Origin of the sequence: Bifidobacterium sp. WK012_4_13 (genome assembly GCF_041080835.1) — a bacterium.
Lineage (GTDB): Bacteria > Actinomycetota > Actinomycetes > Actinomycetales > Bifidobacteriaceae > Bombiscardovia > Bombiscardovia fermentum.
In genome coordinates, this window is sequence record NZ_CP129683.1 from 1,247,018 (window position 1) to 1,263,682 (window position 16,665).

Sequence of the window (16,665 nt, forward strand, 5' to 3'; positions counted from 1 at the left end):
CTCAGTTACCGATCGTCTTGTCCCAGTTGTTCTGCAACCATGTGGTGATTCTCGTGGAATCGTCATTGGTATAGGAGATTGCCTTGCCGGTGAGTTGTGGCTGGTCGGCCAGGATCGTCTTGTTGACCGTTCCATCCTTCTTCATCTGCGTCAGGAGCACTGGTGTGGAGCCGCCCTTGAGCCAGAGATTCTGAGCCTGTGCGGAATAGAGGAACTCCTCCCACAGACGTGCAGCGGCTGGATGAGGCGCCTGCTTGTTGATCGCCTGGTTGTAGTACGAGACGACCTGTGCCTTCGGGAACGTCTTGTATTCCCAGTCGATGCCCTTGGCCTTGAGACTCTTCTGGTAGGACTCCTGGTTGTATGTCCAGTCAAACACGACACCAGTCTGTCCGGAATCGATCGTCGCATCGGTAACATCGACCTGTGTGAGGTTGCCTGCGGTTTCCAGCTTCTTGAAGAAAGCGAGACCTGGCTTGAGATTGGTGAGCGTGCCTCCGGACAGCGCATTTGCCATGAGGAAGCCGTTGAACGCAGCGCCCGCCTCGGCTGGCTTGCCGTTCAGGGCGACAGTCCCGGCGAACTTGGACTTCAACAGGTCGCTCAGCTTGGTGATGCTGCCGTATTTGGTCTTGTTCCAGCCCACTGACATGATTCCCGTATACCCTGCGGTATACAGTCCCGATTTCTCCTTCAGGCTGGAATCGATCGAGCTCCAGGCCTTGACCTTATATGGCGCAAAGTACTTCGTGCTCGTAGCGGCGACTGCCAGACCCACGTCAACCGTGTCAGGAGCGGCATCGGTTCCCGCATTCGTCTTGATGGCGTCGATCTCCTCTTTCGAGGAGGCATTCGGATTGGCCTCGTTGACCTTGATCTTGGGATACTTCTTCTTGAACGCTGCAATGACCTCGCCATAGTTTGACCAGTCATGAGGCAGAGCGATGACGTTCAGACTGCCTTCGGCCTCTGCCGCCTTTTCAAGGGCTGACATCGACCCGAAATCACTCAAGGATGTAGCTGTTGAGGCTTCTGCATTCGAACTCGTCGATGAACTGGTCGTTCCACTTGCCGAAGCCGTACCGCACGCAGCAAGGCTGCTCACACTGAGCAGAGCTGCAATTGAAACCGTCATAATCTTGCGAAGCGATGACACGGTAATCCTTTCATATGAGGAATTCCCGGACGGCATCCGTACACAACGGACTCTTCATATTCAACCCTGTGACCGCCCGAGCCTGATTCCTGCACCGATTTGTGCTTCTCACGAACCACGACATCCCACGGTAGGGTCGAAAGGTAAACCCATGCACGCATGAAGATGAACGGAGCATGATTCCTCTGCGAATTTTCATGTCACCATGATGTTGCAGTCGCATCCTCGGCATCACAGACGCGCCATCGCAGCCTCAACATCACAAGCCTTAACATCACAGACGACTTGCATCCCGATGCCCGGCAGTGGGCATCAGGATGCAGTGAGCTAGCGGAGAATTCCCTCGATCAGCATGGTGATCAGCTTCGAGTATTCGACTCCTGTGGCCTCCCAAGCCTTTGGATACATCGAAATCGAGGTGAAGCCAGGCATTGTGTTGATTTCGTTGACCATCACGGAGCCGTCTGGCCTGACGAAGGTGTCGACCCTGCTCAGACCCATGCCGTCAACCGCGTCGAAGGCCTTTCCGGCGACGGAACGCACCCGCTGAAGCACATCCTGTGGAAGATTCGCGGGAACTTCGACATGCGATGCCGATTCATCCATGTACTTGCTGTCGAAATCATAGAAGGCATCGTCATCGCCTTTGCTGCGCGAGTCAAGCACGACCTCGCCCGGCAGACTTGTGCGCGTCGCTTCGGAAGGGACGTCGCGCAAGACGGCGCATTCGATCTCACGGCCGTCGATGCCTTCTTCGACAAGTACCTTCCAGTCGTGGTGCGAGGCTTCGAAGACAGCTGCCGCAAGCCGCTTCGCCGCATCCTCGTCCGAAGCGTCGGAGCCTTCGACCTTGGTCACTCCAAAGCTCGACCCAGCCCTTGAAGGCTTGACGAACAGAGGGTAATGCAATCCTGCCTCCCGGACCTGGGCAAGCATGGAATCGGCACTGTTCCCGAACTGTGAATCTGCATCGAATGTACGGGCGTCGAAGGTAACCCAGGGCGCGACGTCTATTCCCGCGGCGCGGAGCAGGATCTTGGTGAAATGCTTGTCCATGCACACCGAGGATGCGAGCACGCCGCAGCCGACATAAGGCACGTTCATCATCTCAAAGAGGCCCTGAACCGTCCCATCCTCGCCATAGGGTCCGTGCAACACCGGGAACACCGCATCGACATGGCCGAGCGTGCATACCATATTGTGCTTGCCGGGATCGATGTCGCTCATGCTCACGAAGTTGGTGCCGTAGCCGTTGGCGGGATTCTTCAGATCGTCATGCTCGCCGGCGAAGAAACCATCCGAACCAAGTGCAGGATCGAGCAGCACCGGCCTTGACCTCTTCGTGATCTCGACGCTTGGAAGATTCGAATCCCCTAGCTTCCAGCCCTTGGGATCCTCTCCGTCGACAATCCACTGACCTTTCCTGGTAATCCCGACAGGAATCACATCGTAGCGATCCGTATCGATTGCGCGCAGGACGCTTGCCGCCGAAATGCAAGAAATAGGATGCTCGTCAGCCACGCCTCCGTACAGCACAACAATGCGTTTCTTCGCCATGTCTCTCCTTCACACCGATAATCCCAAAACTCACATCAGTCCAACGATCCGCCAGTCAAAGCTCGCATTGATCCTGACCTCGCCTTGGCTGGTTCTATCACATTTCGGATGAGCCAAGCAGTTCCGAAAGCATATCTGCACATGAAATTCCATTGTTGAGCACATCGCTCATCGCGGATGCCAACGGGGTATTCACGCCGAGCTTCCTGCCCAGCGCGAGCATCGCATCGGTCGTCGGAACGCCTTCGGCGACCCCATTGCTCAGCTTGGTGGCCTCATCGACTCCCATGCCCTTGCCAAGGTTGAAGCCAAAGGTATAGTTCCTGCTCAACGGGGAACCGCAGGTGGCAACCATGTCTCCGACTCCCGCAAGTCCGGAGAAGGTCGCGGCGATGGCGCCCTGGGCCCTGCCGAGAGCCGACATCTCGGCGAGGCCACTCGTCTGGACCATTGCAACGGTATTCTCACCGTATCCGGCGCCACGGCACATGCCCACCGCAAGCGCGACCACATTCTTCAACGATCCGCACAGTTCCAGCCCGACGACGTCCTGAGAGGTATAGGCCTTGAAATAGGCGGTGGTACAGGCATGGGCGACTGTACGAGCGGCATCGAGATTGGCCGAGGCGATAACCGTCGCAGTGGGCTTTCGATCGGCGACCTCCTTGCTCAGATTCGGTCCCGATACCGCTGCGAACCTGTCTTCGGGAAGTTGCAAGGCCTCACGAACGACCATGTCCATGCGCTTGCCCGTCGAGCGTTCGATACCCTTCATCAGGGAGACGACGATCGCCCGATCGGGAATGAACTGTGTGAATTCCTGCAAGGCGACACGGGCGAATTGCGCCGCGATTGCAACGACTATTATGTCTGCATTCTCGACGGCGGCCCTTCGATTCCCGGTGGCCGTCATCGTGTCAGGCAGTTTCTCGACACTGGGAAGCCGGGAGGCATTACGGTGGTTGTCCTGAATGTCAGACACGATGTTCGGCTCCTTCGCCCACATCATGACCTCATTGCCGGCATCAGCCATAACCCTGCCGAAAGTGGTTCCCCAAGCTCCTGCTCCCAGAACGGTTATATGCAAAATCCTCTCCTTACCTTGAGCCCGATCGGCGGATTCGCCTTGCGTGATCCTTCTCGCCAGAGCCCGATGTTCCATGCGCATGGATGCATCGGGCTTTTACTCATTCGATGGTATACCTCTTATCGACTTTCGGGCGGGGTTTGCGTGACATGGTGGGATAATCCCACAATCCCTCCTCGGGAGGCTCCTCGCCACGAATCTCCTGCATGACGATTTCCATGCGCTCTCGTAGACGCTGTGATAGTTCGACTATCGCAGCCTTTGGCGGTTCGCTCCCCCAGGAATCCATGTCCTTCAGGAGATCCGCATAGTCAAGTGGACGGTCATAGCGCATGACCACATTCTTTCGCGGCCAAGGCCACCAGTGGTTTATTGATGCAGCACCCCATGTGACGGCAGGAAACAGCGGAATCTGCCTGCCCAGACGTCTTGAGGCTTCGAGAGCGATGAATCCAATCCCTGGCTTGAGCGTCATCGGCCACTTCAATGGATCTCGGGTCACGGTACCTTCGGGCCAGATTGTCAGCGGACGCCCGGATGTGAGGATATTCACCGACTCCTCTTCGATCAGCTTCGCCTTGCCTGTTCGTCTGGGGACGGGCTGCATGCCGACAAGCTGGAACCATCGTCCGATTATCGGCCACCTAGCCATTTCGGCCTTGGCCATATATCTTGGCCTGCGGCCCATATGGAATAGCGACATCATCGGCACGAATACATCGAACTGAGTGGCATGCGTGGCCGCGGTAATGAATACGCCACTTTCGGGAACTCGTTCCAATCCCCATGCCTTCACCTTGCAACTTGCGCGAATCACAAGAGACACTCCCGCCAAGAGGCGGTCCGTCGACCTTGGATTCTGCGCATCGATCTCGATCATGTTCGGTCGACGCTCTCCGGTCGGATAGTACCGAGTCGGATCGATGAGCCTGTGATTCTTGGATAAGTGTGCAACTTGCGCATCAGACAGCGCCTTGACCGCCGAACGCGGTGAGGGTTTTCCCTTTGAGACCATATTCCTATTGTCCATCAGACCCTGACAGACTCATTGCCGGCGACACGGCGAGATTGTGAGTTTTGCGGCAATTGCGAAGTATAAATCGCGATTTTTGGCTTATTGCCGTGCGCGTTTCAAGCTTCTTAAGCCCTGCTACTTTGGAATTGCCGCAAAACTCACAATCTCGGTCTGCAATCAGGAAATTTGAGCGCCAAGCGCTGCCAATTTATCTCGGAAGTCCTCATATCCGCGGTCAATCAGAGAAATTCCATGCACCGTCGAAGGGCCGCTTGCAGTCAGAGCAGCAATAAGGTGGCTGAAGCCGCCGCGCAAGTCAGGAACGTCGATATCCTGCCCCTTGAGTGGCGTCGGTCCGAAGATGACCGCAGAATGCTTGAAGTTGCGCTGACGGAAGCGGCATGGAAGCGATCCAAGGCATTCACGGTACAGCTGAATGGTGGCTCCCATCGAAACGAGGGGCTTCGTGAAACCGAAACGGTTCTCATAGACCGTCTCATGCACGATGCTCAAGCCCTTGGCCTGCGTCAGGGCAACGACCAGCGGCTGCTGCCAGTCAGTCATGAATCCTGGATGCACGTCAGTCTCAATGGCCACCGGCTTCAGATCGCCACCCGGATGCCAGAAGCGAATGCCGTTGTCACGAACATCGAATTCACCGCCGATCTTGCGGAACACATTCAGGAAGGTCATCATCTCGGGCTGACTGGCACCTTCGACGAAGATATCGCCACGCGTTGCAAGCGCAGCGGAAGCCCAGCTGGCGGCCTCAATGCGATCAGGCAGTGAGTTGTGCGTGAATCCCTTGAGAGACTTGACGCCCTCGATTCGAATCGTGCGATCCACATCGACGGAAATCTGAGCGCCCATCTTCTGCAGAACGGCCACGAGGTCCATGATCTCGGGCTCTGTCGCAGCACCCGAAAGCTCGGTCTTGCCTTCTGCAAGAACGGCTGCAAGCAAAGTCTGCTCGGTTGCTCCGACCGATGGATAGGGCAGGTGAATCTTCGCGCCGTGCAGACCATCGGGAGCCGTGATATGTATGCCGGCCTCGTGCTCCTTGTCCACAGTCGCTCCAAGACGACGCAAGGTCTCAAGATGGAAGTCGATCGGTCGGCTGCCGATCCGGCACCCTCCGAGGGCCGGAATGAATGCCTCACCCAATCGGTGCAGCAGGGGACCGGAGAAAAGAATAGGAATGCGCGACGATCCCGATAGCGTGTCCACATCGGCGACGTCGGCGAGTTCGACGTGCGATGCATCAATGGAGACCACACCATCCCTGGCCTGCACGTCGACGCTGACTCCGTGAAGGCGCAAAAGATCAGAGACCACCTGCACGTCACGGATCTCAGGAACGTTCTTCAGAACAGACACGCCTGGTGCCAGCAACGCGGCGACCATGGCCTTGCTGACGAAATTCTTGGCGCCTCGAACCTTGATGGTTCCTTCAAGAGGACTGCCCCCAACAACTCGCAACACATCATCTTCCGGCTTGACACTGGTCAACGTCGACTCCTCTTCTATTTCATTTACCCCATAAGTCTGCCACACACGATGTGGTGAGCGCGTGAAATGTGCCTGAAGCCAAAACGGTATTCACAGTTTGCACAACATGCCGTATCACCGGGGGCATGCAACCGCCGGCAATGCCTGTGAAACCTGGCTGGGAGACCTTTCCCGTCCGTCCCAGCTGAGAACCGCTGCATCTTCTAGACGCCCAGCGGAATAGCTCAGCAGGATATCTCAGCGGGATATCTCAGCAGCCAGCTTCGGATTCCACATGGACGCCGTCGCAGCCTGTACGGCATCGGCGCCATTGCTCCGGTACCGTTCGTAATCTCCCGCATCGCTGACTCCGCCGACCCCGATGATCGAGAAGTCATACTCGCCGCGCCTGCGAATGGAACTGAGCCTGGCCACCATCTCGAGCCCTGCCTGAAGAATCGCATGCCCGCACACACCGCTGCGATCCCGCCCGGCACCGGGGAGCGCCTGTCTTCCTTGAGCATCGACCAGGCGCGCCGAAATCGTGTTGATGGCGACGATGCCCTGCACGCTTCCGCGTCCGACGGTCACGTCAAGCATATGCTTCAATGTGTCGTCATCGGGGACATAGGCGAGCTTGATCATAAGCGGCACGTCTCCGATCTCATTTTTCACCGACTCGCATATCTCACCGACCAGATCGGGGTTGTCGCAAAGCAAGCGGCCCGGACCTTCGTTGGGGCAACTCGTGTTCATCTCAAGCAGTTTCGCGCCGGTTTCCATAACCAGCTTTGCGGCAGTCACATGGTCATCGACATATTCCGCTGTGCTCATATCGGACGTGCGCGAACCTTGGAAGCTTGGAATCAGCAGCTGTCCCTTTCCTGAGTGCTCCATCGCCAGCTGCATGTCAGGCTGCCACACATCTGGATCCTGCGAAGGCACGCCGAATGAGTTCGAGATGGAAAGCGGCTGTTCATACCTGGTATCGGCGATGAGCCCCGCTTCGGTCTCAGGCGACCCTGCAGAGATGAAGCCAGTGGGTGTCTTGGCATGAACCGCCAATACGTTAGGAAAGGGGTTGCACGCCCACGCCCGTGAACGCACCGTCTTATAGGTGCACATATCGAAGCCGAGACGGAAAGCCGCGTCGGTGAAATGGCTGTTGAGCAATGGCCCGGCCGGAATCCCAAACGGTTTCCTCACTTCGAAACCGAGGAATGACGACAGCTTCGATTCGCCTTCTCGATTCCCATCAAGAACCCTGTCGTTCGAATCCTCTCGCTGCAACGCCTGCGCATATGCGCCGAAAGGCCCGCGTCGATAGTTCTCCTCATAACTGAGATTCACGTCATACATCGGAGTTTCGAGCCTTCGACCCATTTCATTGCACCTTTCGAAGCCATCATTCACGTTTTGAGAACTTCGTCAAGTATAAATCACTCCAAAACCTTGAATCGGCAACACAATTCCAACGATTCCTGGCAGTCTATACCTGACGAAGCGCTCAGAACCTGAAGTCTGCTATCCGCGTGCGCTTAAGGGACCCGCCCAGTCGATGCTTTCCTCATGTGCGGACTTGACCTGCTCTTCCGGAAGGTGCCTTGCAGGCAGAGTCTTCGGCTTGAACGGGAACTTCACGGCGCGCATCTTCTCGTAGGCGGTGATGTCCGCTTCATGCTGCAGGGTGAGATCGATGTCATCGAAGCCATTCATCAGTCTCCAGCACGTATAGTCATCGACTTGGAAAGGCAAGGTCACATCAGCGCATTGGACGGTGCGGGACTGCAAATCGACGGTGATGCTGCGTCCAGGCTCCTCTTCGAGAAGCTTCCATAGCAATTCTATGGATTCCATGGGCATGATCGCCGCCAGAACGCCGTTCTTTGCGGTGTTGCCATAGAAGATGTCAGCGAAGCGAGGAGCGATGATCACCCGGAAACCGTAATCGTGCAATGCCCATACGGCATGCTCTCGCGATGATCCGATGCCGAAGTCCGGTCCGGTGACGAGCACCTTTCCATCTGCATATTCCTTCTGGTTCAGGATGAACGAGGGGTCGCGCCTCCAGGCGTAGAACAGGGCATCCTCGAATCCGGACTTGGTCACGCGCTTCAGGAATACGGCAGGGATGATCTGATCCGTATCCACGTTCGAGCGCCTCAATGGCACTCCTGTTCCCGTGATTACCGTGAGCTTTTCCATGAACGGCTTCCTTCACATGGTCTGATGTGTGATGAGTGATGAGTGATGTGTCTTTGCAGTTATAGGTCCGCTGGACTGCTGATCGTTCCACGAATCGCAGTCGCCGCAGCGACGATTGGCGAAGCGAGATGCGTGCGGCTCCCCTTGCCCTGACGCCCTTCGAAATTGCGGTTGGACGTCGAGATCGCCCGCTCGCCGGGAACCAGCTTGTCGGCATTCATGCCCAGGCACATCGAACATCCCGCGTTGCGCCATTCGGCACCGAACTCCTTGAATACCTTATCCAGACCTTCGTGCTCTGCCTGCAAACGTACACGAGACGATGCGGGGACCACAAGGACACGATGGATGTTTTTCGCCTTGTGATTACCCTTCATGATGTGAGCCGCGGCGCGAAGGTCCTCGATGCGGCCATTCGTGCAGGAACCGATGAACACGGTGTCGACGGCTATCGACTTGATGGGGGTTCCAGGCTTCAGACCCATATACGCCAACGCACTCGTCGTGGCACGCCGCTTGTCCGCATCGGCAATCTTGTCTGGAACGGGAACGGCATCGTTGATGGGCAGGCCCTGCCCGGGATTGGTGCCCCACGTCACGAATGGTGAGAGGTCATCCGCGTTGAGATCGACGACCTTGTCGAAGACCGCATCCTCGTCTGTCTTCAGCGTCTTCCAGTACTCTACCGCCCTATCCCACATCTCACCTTCCGGAGCATGAGGGCGGCCCTGCAGATAGTCGAAGGTGGTCTGGTCAGGCGCGATCATTCCAGCTCGCGCGCCCGCCTCGATGGACATGTTGCAGATGGTCATCCTTGCTTCCATCGAGAGGGCTCTGATGGCACTGCCACGGTATTCAATGACATGGCCCTGGCCGCCGCCGGTACCGATCTTCGCGATAATGGCCAGAATGATGTCCTTGGACGAAACCCCTTGAGGCAGCTCCCCGTCCACGTTCACCGCCATGGTTTTGAAAGGCTTCAGGCTCAGGGTCTGCGTGGCCATGACATGCTCGACCTCGGACGTCCCGATGCCGAATGCCAAGGCGCCGAATGCGCCGTGAGTCGAGGTGTGCGAATCGCCGCAGACAATCGTCATTCCCGGCTGCGTAAGACCAAGCTGAGGTCCCACCTGATGGACGATGCCCTGGTCCGCGTCGCCCAAAGGATGCAGCCGCACGCCGAAGTCCTTGCAGTTACTTTCGAGCGTGGAAATCTGCTTCGCCGAGGTCTTGTCCGCGATCGGCTGGTCAATATCGACGGTGGGCGTGTTATGGTCCTCGGTGGCGATGGTCAGATCAAGCCTGCGCAATCCACGGCCTGCCAGACGCAGCCCTTCGAAGGCCTGCGGACTCGTCACCTCATGCATCAGCTGAAGGTCGATGTATATAAGGTCCGGCGACCCTTGCTCCCCCTTGCGAACCAAGTGGTCGGCCCATACTTTCTCAGCCAAAGTCGTTCCCATCTCAACCACCTATCCTGCGCCTATCCTGCATTGCTTCATATGCACGCGCATCACGCTCAATGCTCATGTCTATCTCCCGAGTATGGAACGTGCTCCAAAAAATGGACTTTTGCATTTCACATACTGAGATGGCATAATCCAAATATGACTTCTCCATCAGCTGACCCCAAAGAAAAAGAACCTAACGACTATGCCTCTCCCTCAGTCTCCACCGAGAGTTCCAGAACCATCGAAAGTTCCAGAACCATCGAGAGTTCCGAGAACGAAGGCGAAGCCATTCATTCGGGAGTCGGCGTTCTGGACAAGACGGTTCGAATTCTTGATGCCCTGGAGTCTGGTCCGGCAACACTGGGTCAGCTGGTTACCTCGACCGGTCTCGCACGCCCGACCGCACATCGTCTGGCAATAGCGCTTGAGCGCCACCGTTTCGTATTGCGTGACGCCCATGGCCGATTCGTCCTCGGTTCGCGATTCGCCGAGCTTGCCGCCGCTGCGGGCGAAGATCGTCTGCTCACTGCAGCCGGACCGATTCTGCAGACGCTCCTTGACCGGACCGGCGAATCGGCGCAGATCTTCCGCCGTCAGGGCGAGCAGCGCGTCTGCATTTCGGCAGTCGAGCGTAGCAGCGGCCTGCGCGATTCCATCCCCGTCGGAGCGATGCTTTCGATGGAGGCCGGCTCCGCAGCTCAGATCCTTCTTGCGTGGGAAGACAGCGACCGCATCCATCGCGGACTTCGTCATGCACGATTCACTGCCGCAAAGCTTGCGACAGTGCGCAAACGAGGTTGGGCCGAATCATCCAGCGAGCGCGAGCAGGGAGTCTCTTCGATATCTGCGCCAATACGCAATGCCAGCGGCAACGTCATCGCCGCAATCTCGATCTCTGGCCCGACCCAGCGTCTGACATCCACGCCTGGGCGTCATTTTGCGCCATTGGTCATGGCAGCAGGCAAGTATCTCAGCGACAGCCTCATCAAGGCCTCGAACAACAACTGATCCGCCCTCTGACCTTGTCGAGCGATCGTCCCCGTCCACCCAAGTCACGACGGTCTTGCTCGACCATCGAAATCCGGCTATTGCTTTCGTCCGGCAGCGCGCAGCGAAGCGAAAAGCGCTGCGATCGTAGCGGCGGCGCCCGCCAGGAAACCTGGTTTGCGCAGCAGATTCACGGCGTCTCCCGTCGATGTAGGGATATGGCTCATGGCAAAGGTATAGACACGGTGAGAACGAGGCTTGCCGACCAGGTCGCCGAACTCCAGGAGCTGCGTCCGTGGATTGTCCGGATGCCGAATGTCGAATTCAAACATTCTGGCGGCGCGCTTGCGCGGAACCGGGCCATAGGAACCGAAACCACAGGTGGGCGTGGCCCCCAGCATGATTCCCCCATCGGTGCCGACAAATCCATTTCTGTGGTCATGTCCTGCGAACACTGCAGCGTACCCCTGCGACCGCTTCATAATGTCAAATTCCCCACAATCCCTGTCAGGACAGCTGATGCCCTCTCCAAGGTAGCTCCCTGGCAGGGTCTTCGAAGGATCGAGAACATAGCACTGCCGGTCATAACCTCTGTATCCCTGAACGGCGTAGGCTGTCGTGGACGGCACCTCTTTCAGCAATGAATAGAACTGGGGCAGCGGAATATGCTGAAAGACCGTGGATTTCACACCTATGGAGCGAGGAACCTGCTGCAGGAATCGCAGACTCTCGACACTCGGATTGCCGTATCCACCCTCCTTCGCATAGTCTCCTGAATTCAGCAGGACGATTCCGATCACATTGCTGTGCCCATCCACGTCGCTCACGGGCAGTGCAAAAGTGCCGGGCTCGCAGGCATAGGCAATCTGATCTGGAAGACCGGCGCCAGCCAGAGAACGCGGTCGCTCAGGCTGTGCAACCGTTGATTCCGGATTCAGGCATCCTGGAAATTCGCGGTACAGCGCATCCATCTGCGCCGTACCCAGGCCGCATTGGAAATCGTGATTGCCATAGGTCACAGCGAATGGAATGCCGCGGTCGATGACCGGCGCGAGGAACTGCTGCATGCTTCTACGCACCATGTCGCGAGTGCGGGCGATGTCCCGCTTGCGTTCGGCATCCTCCAGATTCGCCGCATCGGCGTCCAGTCCACCTGAAGCACTGCCAGGATTCTGAGTGTCGTATTCGCCCTGCTGCATCTGCGATGCTCCCTGGATCGCATTGCCCACCCATGAACTCACGCTGCGCCCTGCCGCATATACCCCATCCCATGCCGTCGACCATCGACGCTTGCGGAAAGTCCGAGAATATGCCGCGTCATAACCAGCTATCTGATTGCCTGAAAACACAACGAGATCGGGCCGTGCAGCATCGCATGCGGCCTCAATCAGGCTCACGGTATCGGGAGAGATCGTCGGCCCGTCCTGGATGTCTGCAAGCTGCAGCACTCTGAACTTGCCGGAATTATGAAACTGCAAGCGTCCGAGTCTCGCAGAAATCGACACCGGAACCCTTCCATCATTCTGCTCAACGGCTTTGGCATGAGCACCCGAGAGACGATCTTCAATCATGTTTCCACACTACTTCACTTCGGACAGCCATGCGAATATGAATTCCAAGAACCCGATCGACCACGATTCCGTGATTCACGCTCTCTGCATGCCTTCGTGCATGCATGTCGCGGCAATTGCCCGCATCACGCAGAGTTTTGTGACGTGGACCGGCGGCCAGCTGCCCGTATTGCAAGTTTTTGGCACTTGCCAAGGTATAGACCCATGAAATCGTTGCAATGTGGACAGCCAACATGCCGTTTTCATGCCCTGCTACTCTACGGAGTGCCAAAAACTTGTTAACTGGACGATTCACTGGACGATTCAAGGCGGCACGGAAAGCACGATGCGCGCATCACCATGGTGATGCGCGCATGAATGTGTCACTGAAACGAAGCCGTCGCAGCCAGACTGGCTGGGAGCAGAAGCCTCGAATCAGAAAGTGATTACGAAACGGTAGTCTTTCCCGCTCAGCACACTGCTGATGTACTCGTCCAAATCTGCCTTGGTGAAGTTCACCCCAATGTCATGAAAGCCGCGAGCGGCCTTGGTCTTCAACTCGTATGCGGGAACTTCAGAGACATTCGCCCTGAAACTCTTGTCTTCGGCGCTGATGCTTCTCGCCAGCTGCCACTTCTGTACCTTGTTTGACTGAATTCTCATACCTGTATGCATTATTTATGTCTTTTCTCATCCACTATCTATCGATGCAATCGTGCATCTATATATAATCTGAATAATTGTTCCAACAAACCTCAGTGTCGGTCCCTCCGGCACATCCCTCTGCTATCAGCCCCGACTATACACTCATTTGTTCATCATGGGAATAATCGATGTGAAATCGCACCGTAGCGAGGATGAATTCCCTCTGAACGGCTGATCGTTTCACGCTAGAAGCGCAGAGCCGTGTTGATGCTGGACAGACAGACGCTTCCGTCTAGCATTGTCTGGGTAAGAAGATGTCAGTCAATTGAGAGAGGTGCATGTTTGCATGACCGAGAATACAGCCGAAAACGCATCGGGTAGCAACCAGAAGAAGGTTAACGGAGTGCCACTGAACAATGCTCCGGTCCCCTCGAATCCTGAAGTGCCGACAGTGAAGCACTCGAAGAAGGACACTCCAATAGAGACGCCCGCCACCGCAAATCAAGTCAACTATGATGTTCCACCTGCAGATCAGGATGCAGCAAACCAGAATTGATCGCAAGGACGATTTATTCATGCTGCGTCAGCCGCTGATGGAATGCATCTGGCATACGAACCTGATGCACCCTACGCACGAGCAGCTAGATTCGGTTTCAAAGCCAACGAGCATCGTTGCCATAATATGATCGGATCCGATCCGATACAGGCGACGTCACCGATGAGTCCCGAATGACTTCACCGGATGAACAGTCCGAAGCGCCATCTGCCGTATGACCGGCAGATGGCGCTTCCTTTCATATGGTCGAAACTTCCATCTCGCCAGATGCATGAATCCACAGGTCTGGGCACATGGATATCGTGCTGGTATGCGGAGAGAGTTCAGAGAATCGGCGATTCAGTTCACGGGAAAAATACGCAGCGCCTCACACCACTCCGTCTCCCCGCGGCTCGTCGGCTGGTCAGTCGTCGTCGGTGCGGCCGCAGGGTTCGTCGCAAGCGTTTTCCGATTGATTCTGCAGACCATGTTGCATGCGGTCATGCATCTTTACAGGTACGTGATTCCGGGCCGCCCCTGGATCGTCGCCATGGAAATCGTCATCTTCATCGCTTTTGGATGGTGCATAGCGGCTCTGATCCGCTCCGACCCTCTCATCAAGGGATCGGGCATCCCCGACGTGGAGAAGCGCCTGCGCTCTTCGGCTCCTTTGCATTTTCCCTGGTTCCGTGTGCTGTGGAAGAAGATCGTCGGAGGAATCCTAGCCATTGGACCCGGAGCGTTTGCAGGCAGGGAAGGCCCAAGCATACAGATGGGTGCATGCGTAGGCATGGGCTTCTCAGCCATCACCATGACAACGAGAACATACAGGCGTGAACTGGTCGCCGCCGGAGCCGCCGCAGGTCTTTCCGCGGCGTTCAATGCTCCGATCGCCGCGGTTCTCTTCGTCACCGAGGAGATATACAGCCGTTTCACCTTGAATATCGGGCTGGCATCATTGGCCGCTGCTCTGAGCGCGAATGCCGTGTCAAGCAGCATCTTTGGGATTGAACCGGTATTTTCACTGCCCCATGTCATCAAGCCGCCAATCTCATCGTATTGGTCCATCGGTGCGCTCGCCGTGTTGCTGGGCATGCTCGCATGGGCATATGAGTGGACACTGCTGCGTTCCAGCAAGGCATACGATCTTCTTCATCTTCCACTCGCGGTTCGCACCTTCGTTCCGCTGCTTCTGACCATTCCCGTTGGTCTTCTTGCCCCTGACCTGCTGGGTGGAGGCAATGCGACGGTCACCTCGATCGGAAACTCGCACCATGCCCTATGGGTTCTGCTCGTTTTCTTGGCTGTGAGATTCGGCATTTCCCAGATCACCTATGGCTCAGGCAGTCCAGGAGGCATATTCCTGCCCATTCTCACCCTGGGCGCGCTGGCAGGTGCCTCATGGGGCGCCTTCCTGAATGTGCAGCAGCTGTGGTCCGGAGGGACCGATGCGGCGACGCTCATGATCATCGTAGGCATGAGCGGCCTTTTCGGCGCAGTGAGCAAGGCCCCGCTGACCGCAATCATTCTCGTCACCGAGATGACCTCGTACGACCTTCTGATGCCGCTTGGCTTTGCGACCTTGATTTCGTATCTTGTCTATGACGCGATGGGTGGCAAGCCCATCTATGATGCGCTCGGAAAACCTGTGGATTCAGCCACGCTTCGTCCCTCTGACTGATTTTTGGCTGGGGAAGCCAGCGCAGGGAACGGATGACAGACGGGCAAACCGACGCTGACTTGCATATCATACAAAGGAATGAGTGTAAATCACCCCGGCGAAGGATTCGCGCCGGACACCGGTCGTTTACAATCAAGACCATGGATTGGTACCAGATTGGCTTTTGGATTGGATTGGCGGTCACGGCGACGGGATTCGTTGTTCTTGCCCTGGCAGGAATGAGCTTCAGACTCAGAGCCTATAGAAACCTGCCCGCATGGGATGGAGCGACGAGACCACTGCTCAAATGGGGGCTGCTCATCCTGTTCATCGGATTGCTTGTGTTCGCTCCGATGCTCTATCACCTCTATACGGCTGCATCCTGATTCAGCGGCAGATCCGCATCAGTGCTTTTCGATGCCTTTGAGCCAGCTCTGGAAGAGCATACCGACCATTCCGGGCTGCTCCAGGTGGATGTTGTGGCCCGCTCGGGGAATGCATGCGTACGTGCCCTCATGCAAGGTCTCATAGAGGTGGAAGGCATCCCGATACCCCACCATCGTGTCGTGCTGCGCAGTTACGATCGTTACGGGCTCGCGATACTCCCTGAGATAGCTCTCCGGCGCATGGGCCAGTGAGGGATGTTCCATCACAGCCTGCACGTTTGGATTGTCCGCGTTGATCGCAAGACCTGGATAGACATAGCGACGGAAGGCCTCGAAGCTCTCTGCGCTGTGGACGATCGCCGTGGTCTCGTACGCTTCACGCTCGTCTTTCGTCGCAGTGCCAGGAAGCTCAGACACCTGGTATGCGGCCTTCGTCGCCAGGCTTCTCTTCTCTTGGACAGCAATGGTTTCCGGAGCCAGCAGAAAGAGGCCGATGATCTGGCTGCCATACCTTGCAGCGAGCGCCGATGCCAGCAGGCAGCCGAACGAGTAGCCTACGACGGCGAACTGCCGCCCATGGAATTCACGGTCGAGATACTCGACAAGCTTTTCCAGCACATCCTGTGCACCTCGGATTTCCGTGTCTGCGCCCTTCGCCCCCAATCCGGGAAGATCGATGTAGTAGCGCTGCCACTGACCCTTGTCTGCCAGAAAGTCCTCGAATGGCAGGAGCGAGCGGTGATCCAAAGGAAATCCATGCAGCATCACCAGGGGCAGGCCTTCGCCAATCTTGTGCACGAACATATCATTCCCTCCAACTGCATATAACCGACTCGATACGTCACAACATTCAACATCAGCGTTCAGACACAGGCCATCGCCCTGGCATTCTCCGGCTCTTCGGGAAGGTAACTGTTGACGCACAACGATGAAATTGATTGAT

General features: G+C 56.6%; 15 protein-coding genes. 4 read left to right on the forward strand and 11 right to left on the reverse strand.

Going from position 1 to position 16,665, the window contains the following annotated elements; translation table 11 throughout:
- Position 1: 1 nt before the first annotated feature.
- From QN062_RS05105 to leuC, 8 genes are all read right to left on the reverse strand, one after another.
- Complete coding sequence (locus QN062_RS05105) at positions 2-1,156, reverse strand: ABC transporter substrate-binding protein (RefSeq protein WP_369340773.1); 1,155 nt, start codon at positions 1,154-1,156, stop codon at positions 2-4.
- A 327-nt stretch (positions 1,157-1,483) separates the two neighbouring features.
- Complete coding sequence (locus tag QN062_RS05110) at positions 1,484-2,713, reverse strand: D-alanine--D-alanine ligase family protein (protein WP_369340774.1); 1,230 nt, start codon at positions 2,711-2,713, stop codon at positions 1,484-1,486.
- Between the two features lie 97 nt (positions 2,714-2,810).
- Positions 2,811-3,800 carry an NAD(P)H-dependent glycerol-3-phosphate dehydrogenase gene (locus QN062_RS05115; protein ID WP_369340775.1) on the reverse strand — a complete coding sequence of 330 codons (990 nt, stop codon included), beginning with the start codon at positions 3,798-3,800 and terminating at the stop codon, positions 2,811-2,813.
- Positions 3,801-3,900: 100 nt separating this feature from the next.
- The gene (locus QN062_RS05120; RefSeq protein WP_369342551.1) at positions 3,901-4,815 is read right to left on the reverse strand and encodes a lysophospholipid acyltransferase family protein; all 915 of its coding nucleotides are present in this window, start codon (positions 4,813-4,815) and stop codon (positions 3,901-3,903) included.
- Between the two features lie 177 nt (positions 4,816-4,992).
- On the reverse strand, positions 4,993-6,324 hold the full coding sequence (murA, locus tag QN062_RS05125) for a UDP-N-acetylglucosamine 1-carboxyvinyltransferase (RefSeq protein ID WP_369340776.1): 1,332 nt from the start codon (positions 6,322-6,324) through the stop codon (positions 4,993-4,995).
- A gap of 237 nt (positions 6,325-6,561) precedes the next feature.
- Positions 6,562-7,686: a tRNA-dihydrouridine synthase gene (locus QN062_RS05130; RefSeq protein WP_369340777.1), complete on the reverse strand. Its 1,125-nt coding sequence runs from the start codon at positions 7,684-7,686 to the stop codon at positions 6,562-6,564.
- Between the two features lie 141 nt (positions 7,687-7,827).
- Positions 7,828-8,508, reverse strand: coding sequence for a 3-isopropylmalate dehydratase small subunit (gene leuD / locus QN062_RS05135; protein ID WP_369340778.1), 681 nt, complete (start codon positions 8,506-8,508; stop codon positions 7,828-7,830).
- 59 nt (positions 8,509-8,567) lie between these two features.
- Entirely contained in the window at positions 8,568-9,971 is a 1,404-nt protein-coding gene (gene leuC, locus QN062_RS05140; RefSeq protein WP_369340779.1) for a 3-isopropylmalate dehydratase large subunit, read from the reverse strand.
- A gap of 144 nt (positions 9,972-10,115) precedes the next feature.
- Here leuC and QN062_RS05145 point away from each other — a divergent pair, with 144 nt between their 5' ends.
- Positions 10,116-10,967: an IclR family transcriptional regulator gene (locus QN062_RS05145; protein WP_369340780.1), complete on the forward strand. Its 852-nt coding sequence runs from the start codon at positions 10,116-10,118 to the stop codon at positions 10,965-10,967.
- Positions 10,968-11,044: 77 nt separating this feature from the next.
- On the opposite strand, the gene QN062_RS05150 is transcribed toward QN062_RS05145, so the two are convergent.
- Both QN062_RS05150 and QN062_RS05155 read right to left on the reverse strand, forming a co-directional pair.
- The gene (locus tag QN062_RS05150; protein ID WP_369340781.1) at positions 11,045-12,517 is read right to left on the reverse strand and encodes a serine/threonine protein phosphatase; all 1,473 of its coding nucleotides are present in this window, start codon (positions 12,515-12,517) and stop codon (positions 11,045-11,047) included.
- Between the two features lie 414 nt (positions 12,518-12,931).
- Complete coding sequence (locus QN062_RS05155) at positions 12,932-13,159, reverse strand: hypothetical protein (protein WP_369340782.1); 228 nt, start codon at positions 13,157-13,159, stop codon at positions 12,932-12,934.
- A 328-nt stretch (positions 13,160-13,487) separates the two neighbouring features.
- On the opposite strand from QN062_RS05155, the gene QN062_RS05160 reads away from it, so the two are divergent.
- The 3 genes from QN062_RS05160 (at position 13,488) to QN062_RS05170 (ending at position 15,722) form a co-directional block, all read left to right on the forward strand.
- Positions 13,488-13,697 carry a hypothetical protein gene (locus QN062_RS05160; RefSeq protein WP_369340783.1) on the forward strand — a complete coding sequence of 70 codons (210 nt, stop codon included), beginning with the start codon at positions 13,488-13,490 and terminating at the stop codon, positions 13,695-13,697.
- A 310-nt stretch (positions 13,698-14,007) separates the two neighbouring features.
- On the forward strand, positions 14,008-15,357 hold the full coding sequence (locus tag QN062_RS05165) for a ClC family H(+)/Cl(-) exchange transporter (protein WP_369340784.1): 1,350 nt from the start codon (positions 14,008-14,010) through the stop codon (positions 15,355-15,357).
- A 140-nt stretch (positions 15,358-15,497) separates the two neighbouring features.
- Positions 15,498-15,722: a hypothetical protein gene (locus QN062_RS05170; RefSeq protein WP_369340785.1), complete on the forward strand. Its 225-nt coding sequence runs from the start codon at positions 15,498-15,500 to the stop codon at positions 15,720-15,722.
- Between the two features lie 18 nt (positions 15,723-15,740).
- Here the strand turns inward: QN062_RS05170 and QN062_RS05175 are convergent, their stop codons facing one another.
- Entirely contained in the window at positions 15,741-16,526 is a 786-nt protein-coding gene (locus QN062_RS05175; protein WP_369340786.1) for an alpha/beta fold hydrolase, read from the reverse strand.
- Positions 16,527-16,665: the final 139 nt, after the last annotated feature.

Bases quoted from the DNA above. Each gene is read 5' to 3' on its own strand.
- QN062_RS05110 (WP_369340774.1), bottom strand. From the start codon at position 2,713: ATGGCGAAGAAACGCATTGTTGTGCTGTACGGAGGCGTGGCTGACGAG.
- QN062_RS05120 (WP_369342551.1), bottom strand. From the start codon at position 4,815: ATGGTCTCAAAGGGAAAACCCTCACCGCGTTCGGCGGTCAAGGCGCTG.
- QN062_RS05130 (WP_369340777.1), bottom strand. From the start codon at position 7,686: ATGGGTCGAAGGCTCGAAACTCCGATGTATGACGTGAATCTCAGTTAT.
- leuD (WP_369340778.1), bottom strand. From the start codon at position 8,508: ATGGAAAAGCTCACGGTAATCACGGGAACAGGAGTGCCATTGAGGCGC.
- leuC (WP_369340779.1), bottom strand. From the start codon at position 9,971: ATGGGAACGACTTTGGCTGAGAAAGTATGGGCCGACCACTTGGTTCGC.
- QN062_RS05145 (WP_369340780.1), top strand. From the start codon at position 10,116: ATGACTTCTCCATCAGCTGACCCCAAAGAAAAAGAACCTAACGACTAT.
- QN062_RS05150 (WP_369340781.1), bottom strand. From the start codon at position 12,517: ATGATTGAAGATCGTCTCTCGGGTGCTCATGCCAAAGCCGTTGAGCAG.
- QN062_RS05155 (WP_369340782.1), bottom strand. From the start codon at position 13,159: ATGAGAATTCAGTCAAACAAGGTACAGAAGTGGCAGCTGGCGAGAAGC.
- QN062_RS05160 (WP_369340783.1), top strand. From the start codon at position 13,488: ATGACCGAGAATACAGCCGAAAACGCATCGGGTAGCAACCAGAAGAAG.
- QN062_RS05165 (WP_369340784.1), top strand. From the start codon at position 14,008: ATGCGGAGAGAGTTCAGAGAATCGGCGATTCAGTTCACGGGAAAAATA.
- QN062_RS05170 (WP_369340785.1), top strand. From the start codon at position 15,498: ATGGATTGGTACCAGATTGGCTTTTGGATTGGATTGGCGGTCACGGCG.
- QN062_RS05175 (WP_369340786.1), bottom strand. From the start codon at position 16,526: ATGTTCGTGCACAAGATTGGCGAAGGCCTGCCCCTGGTGATGCTGCAT.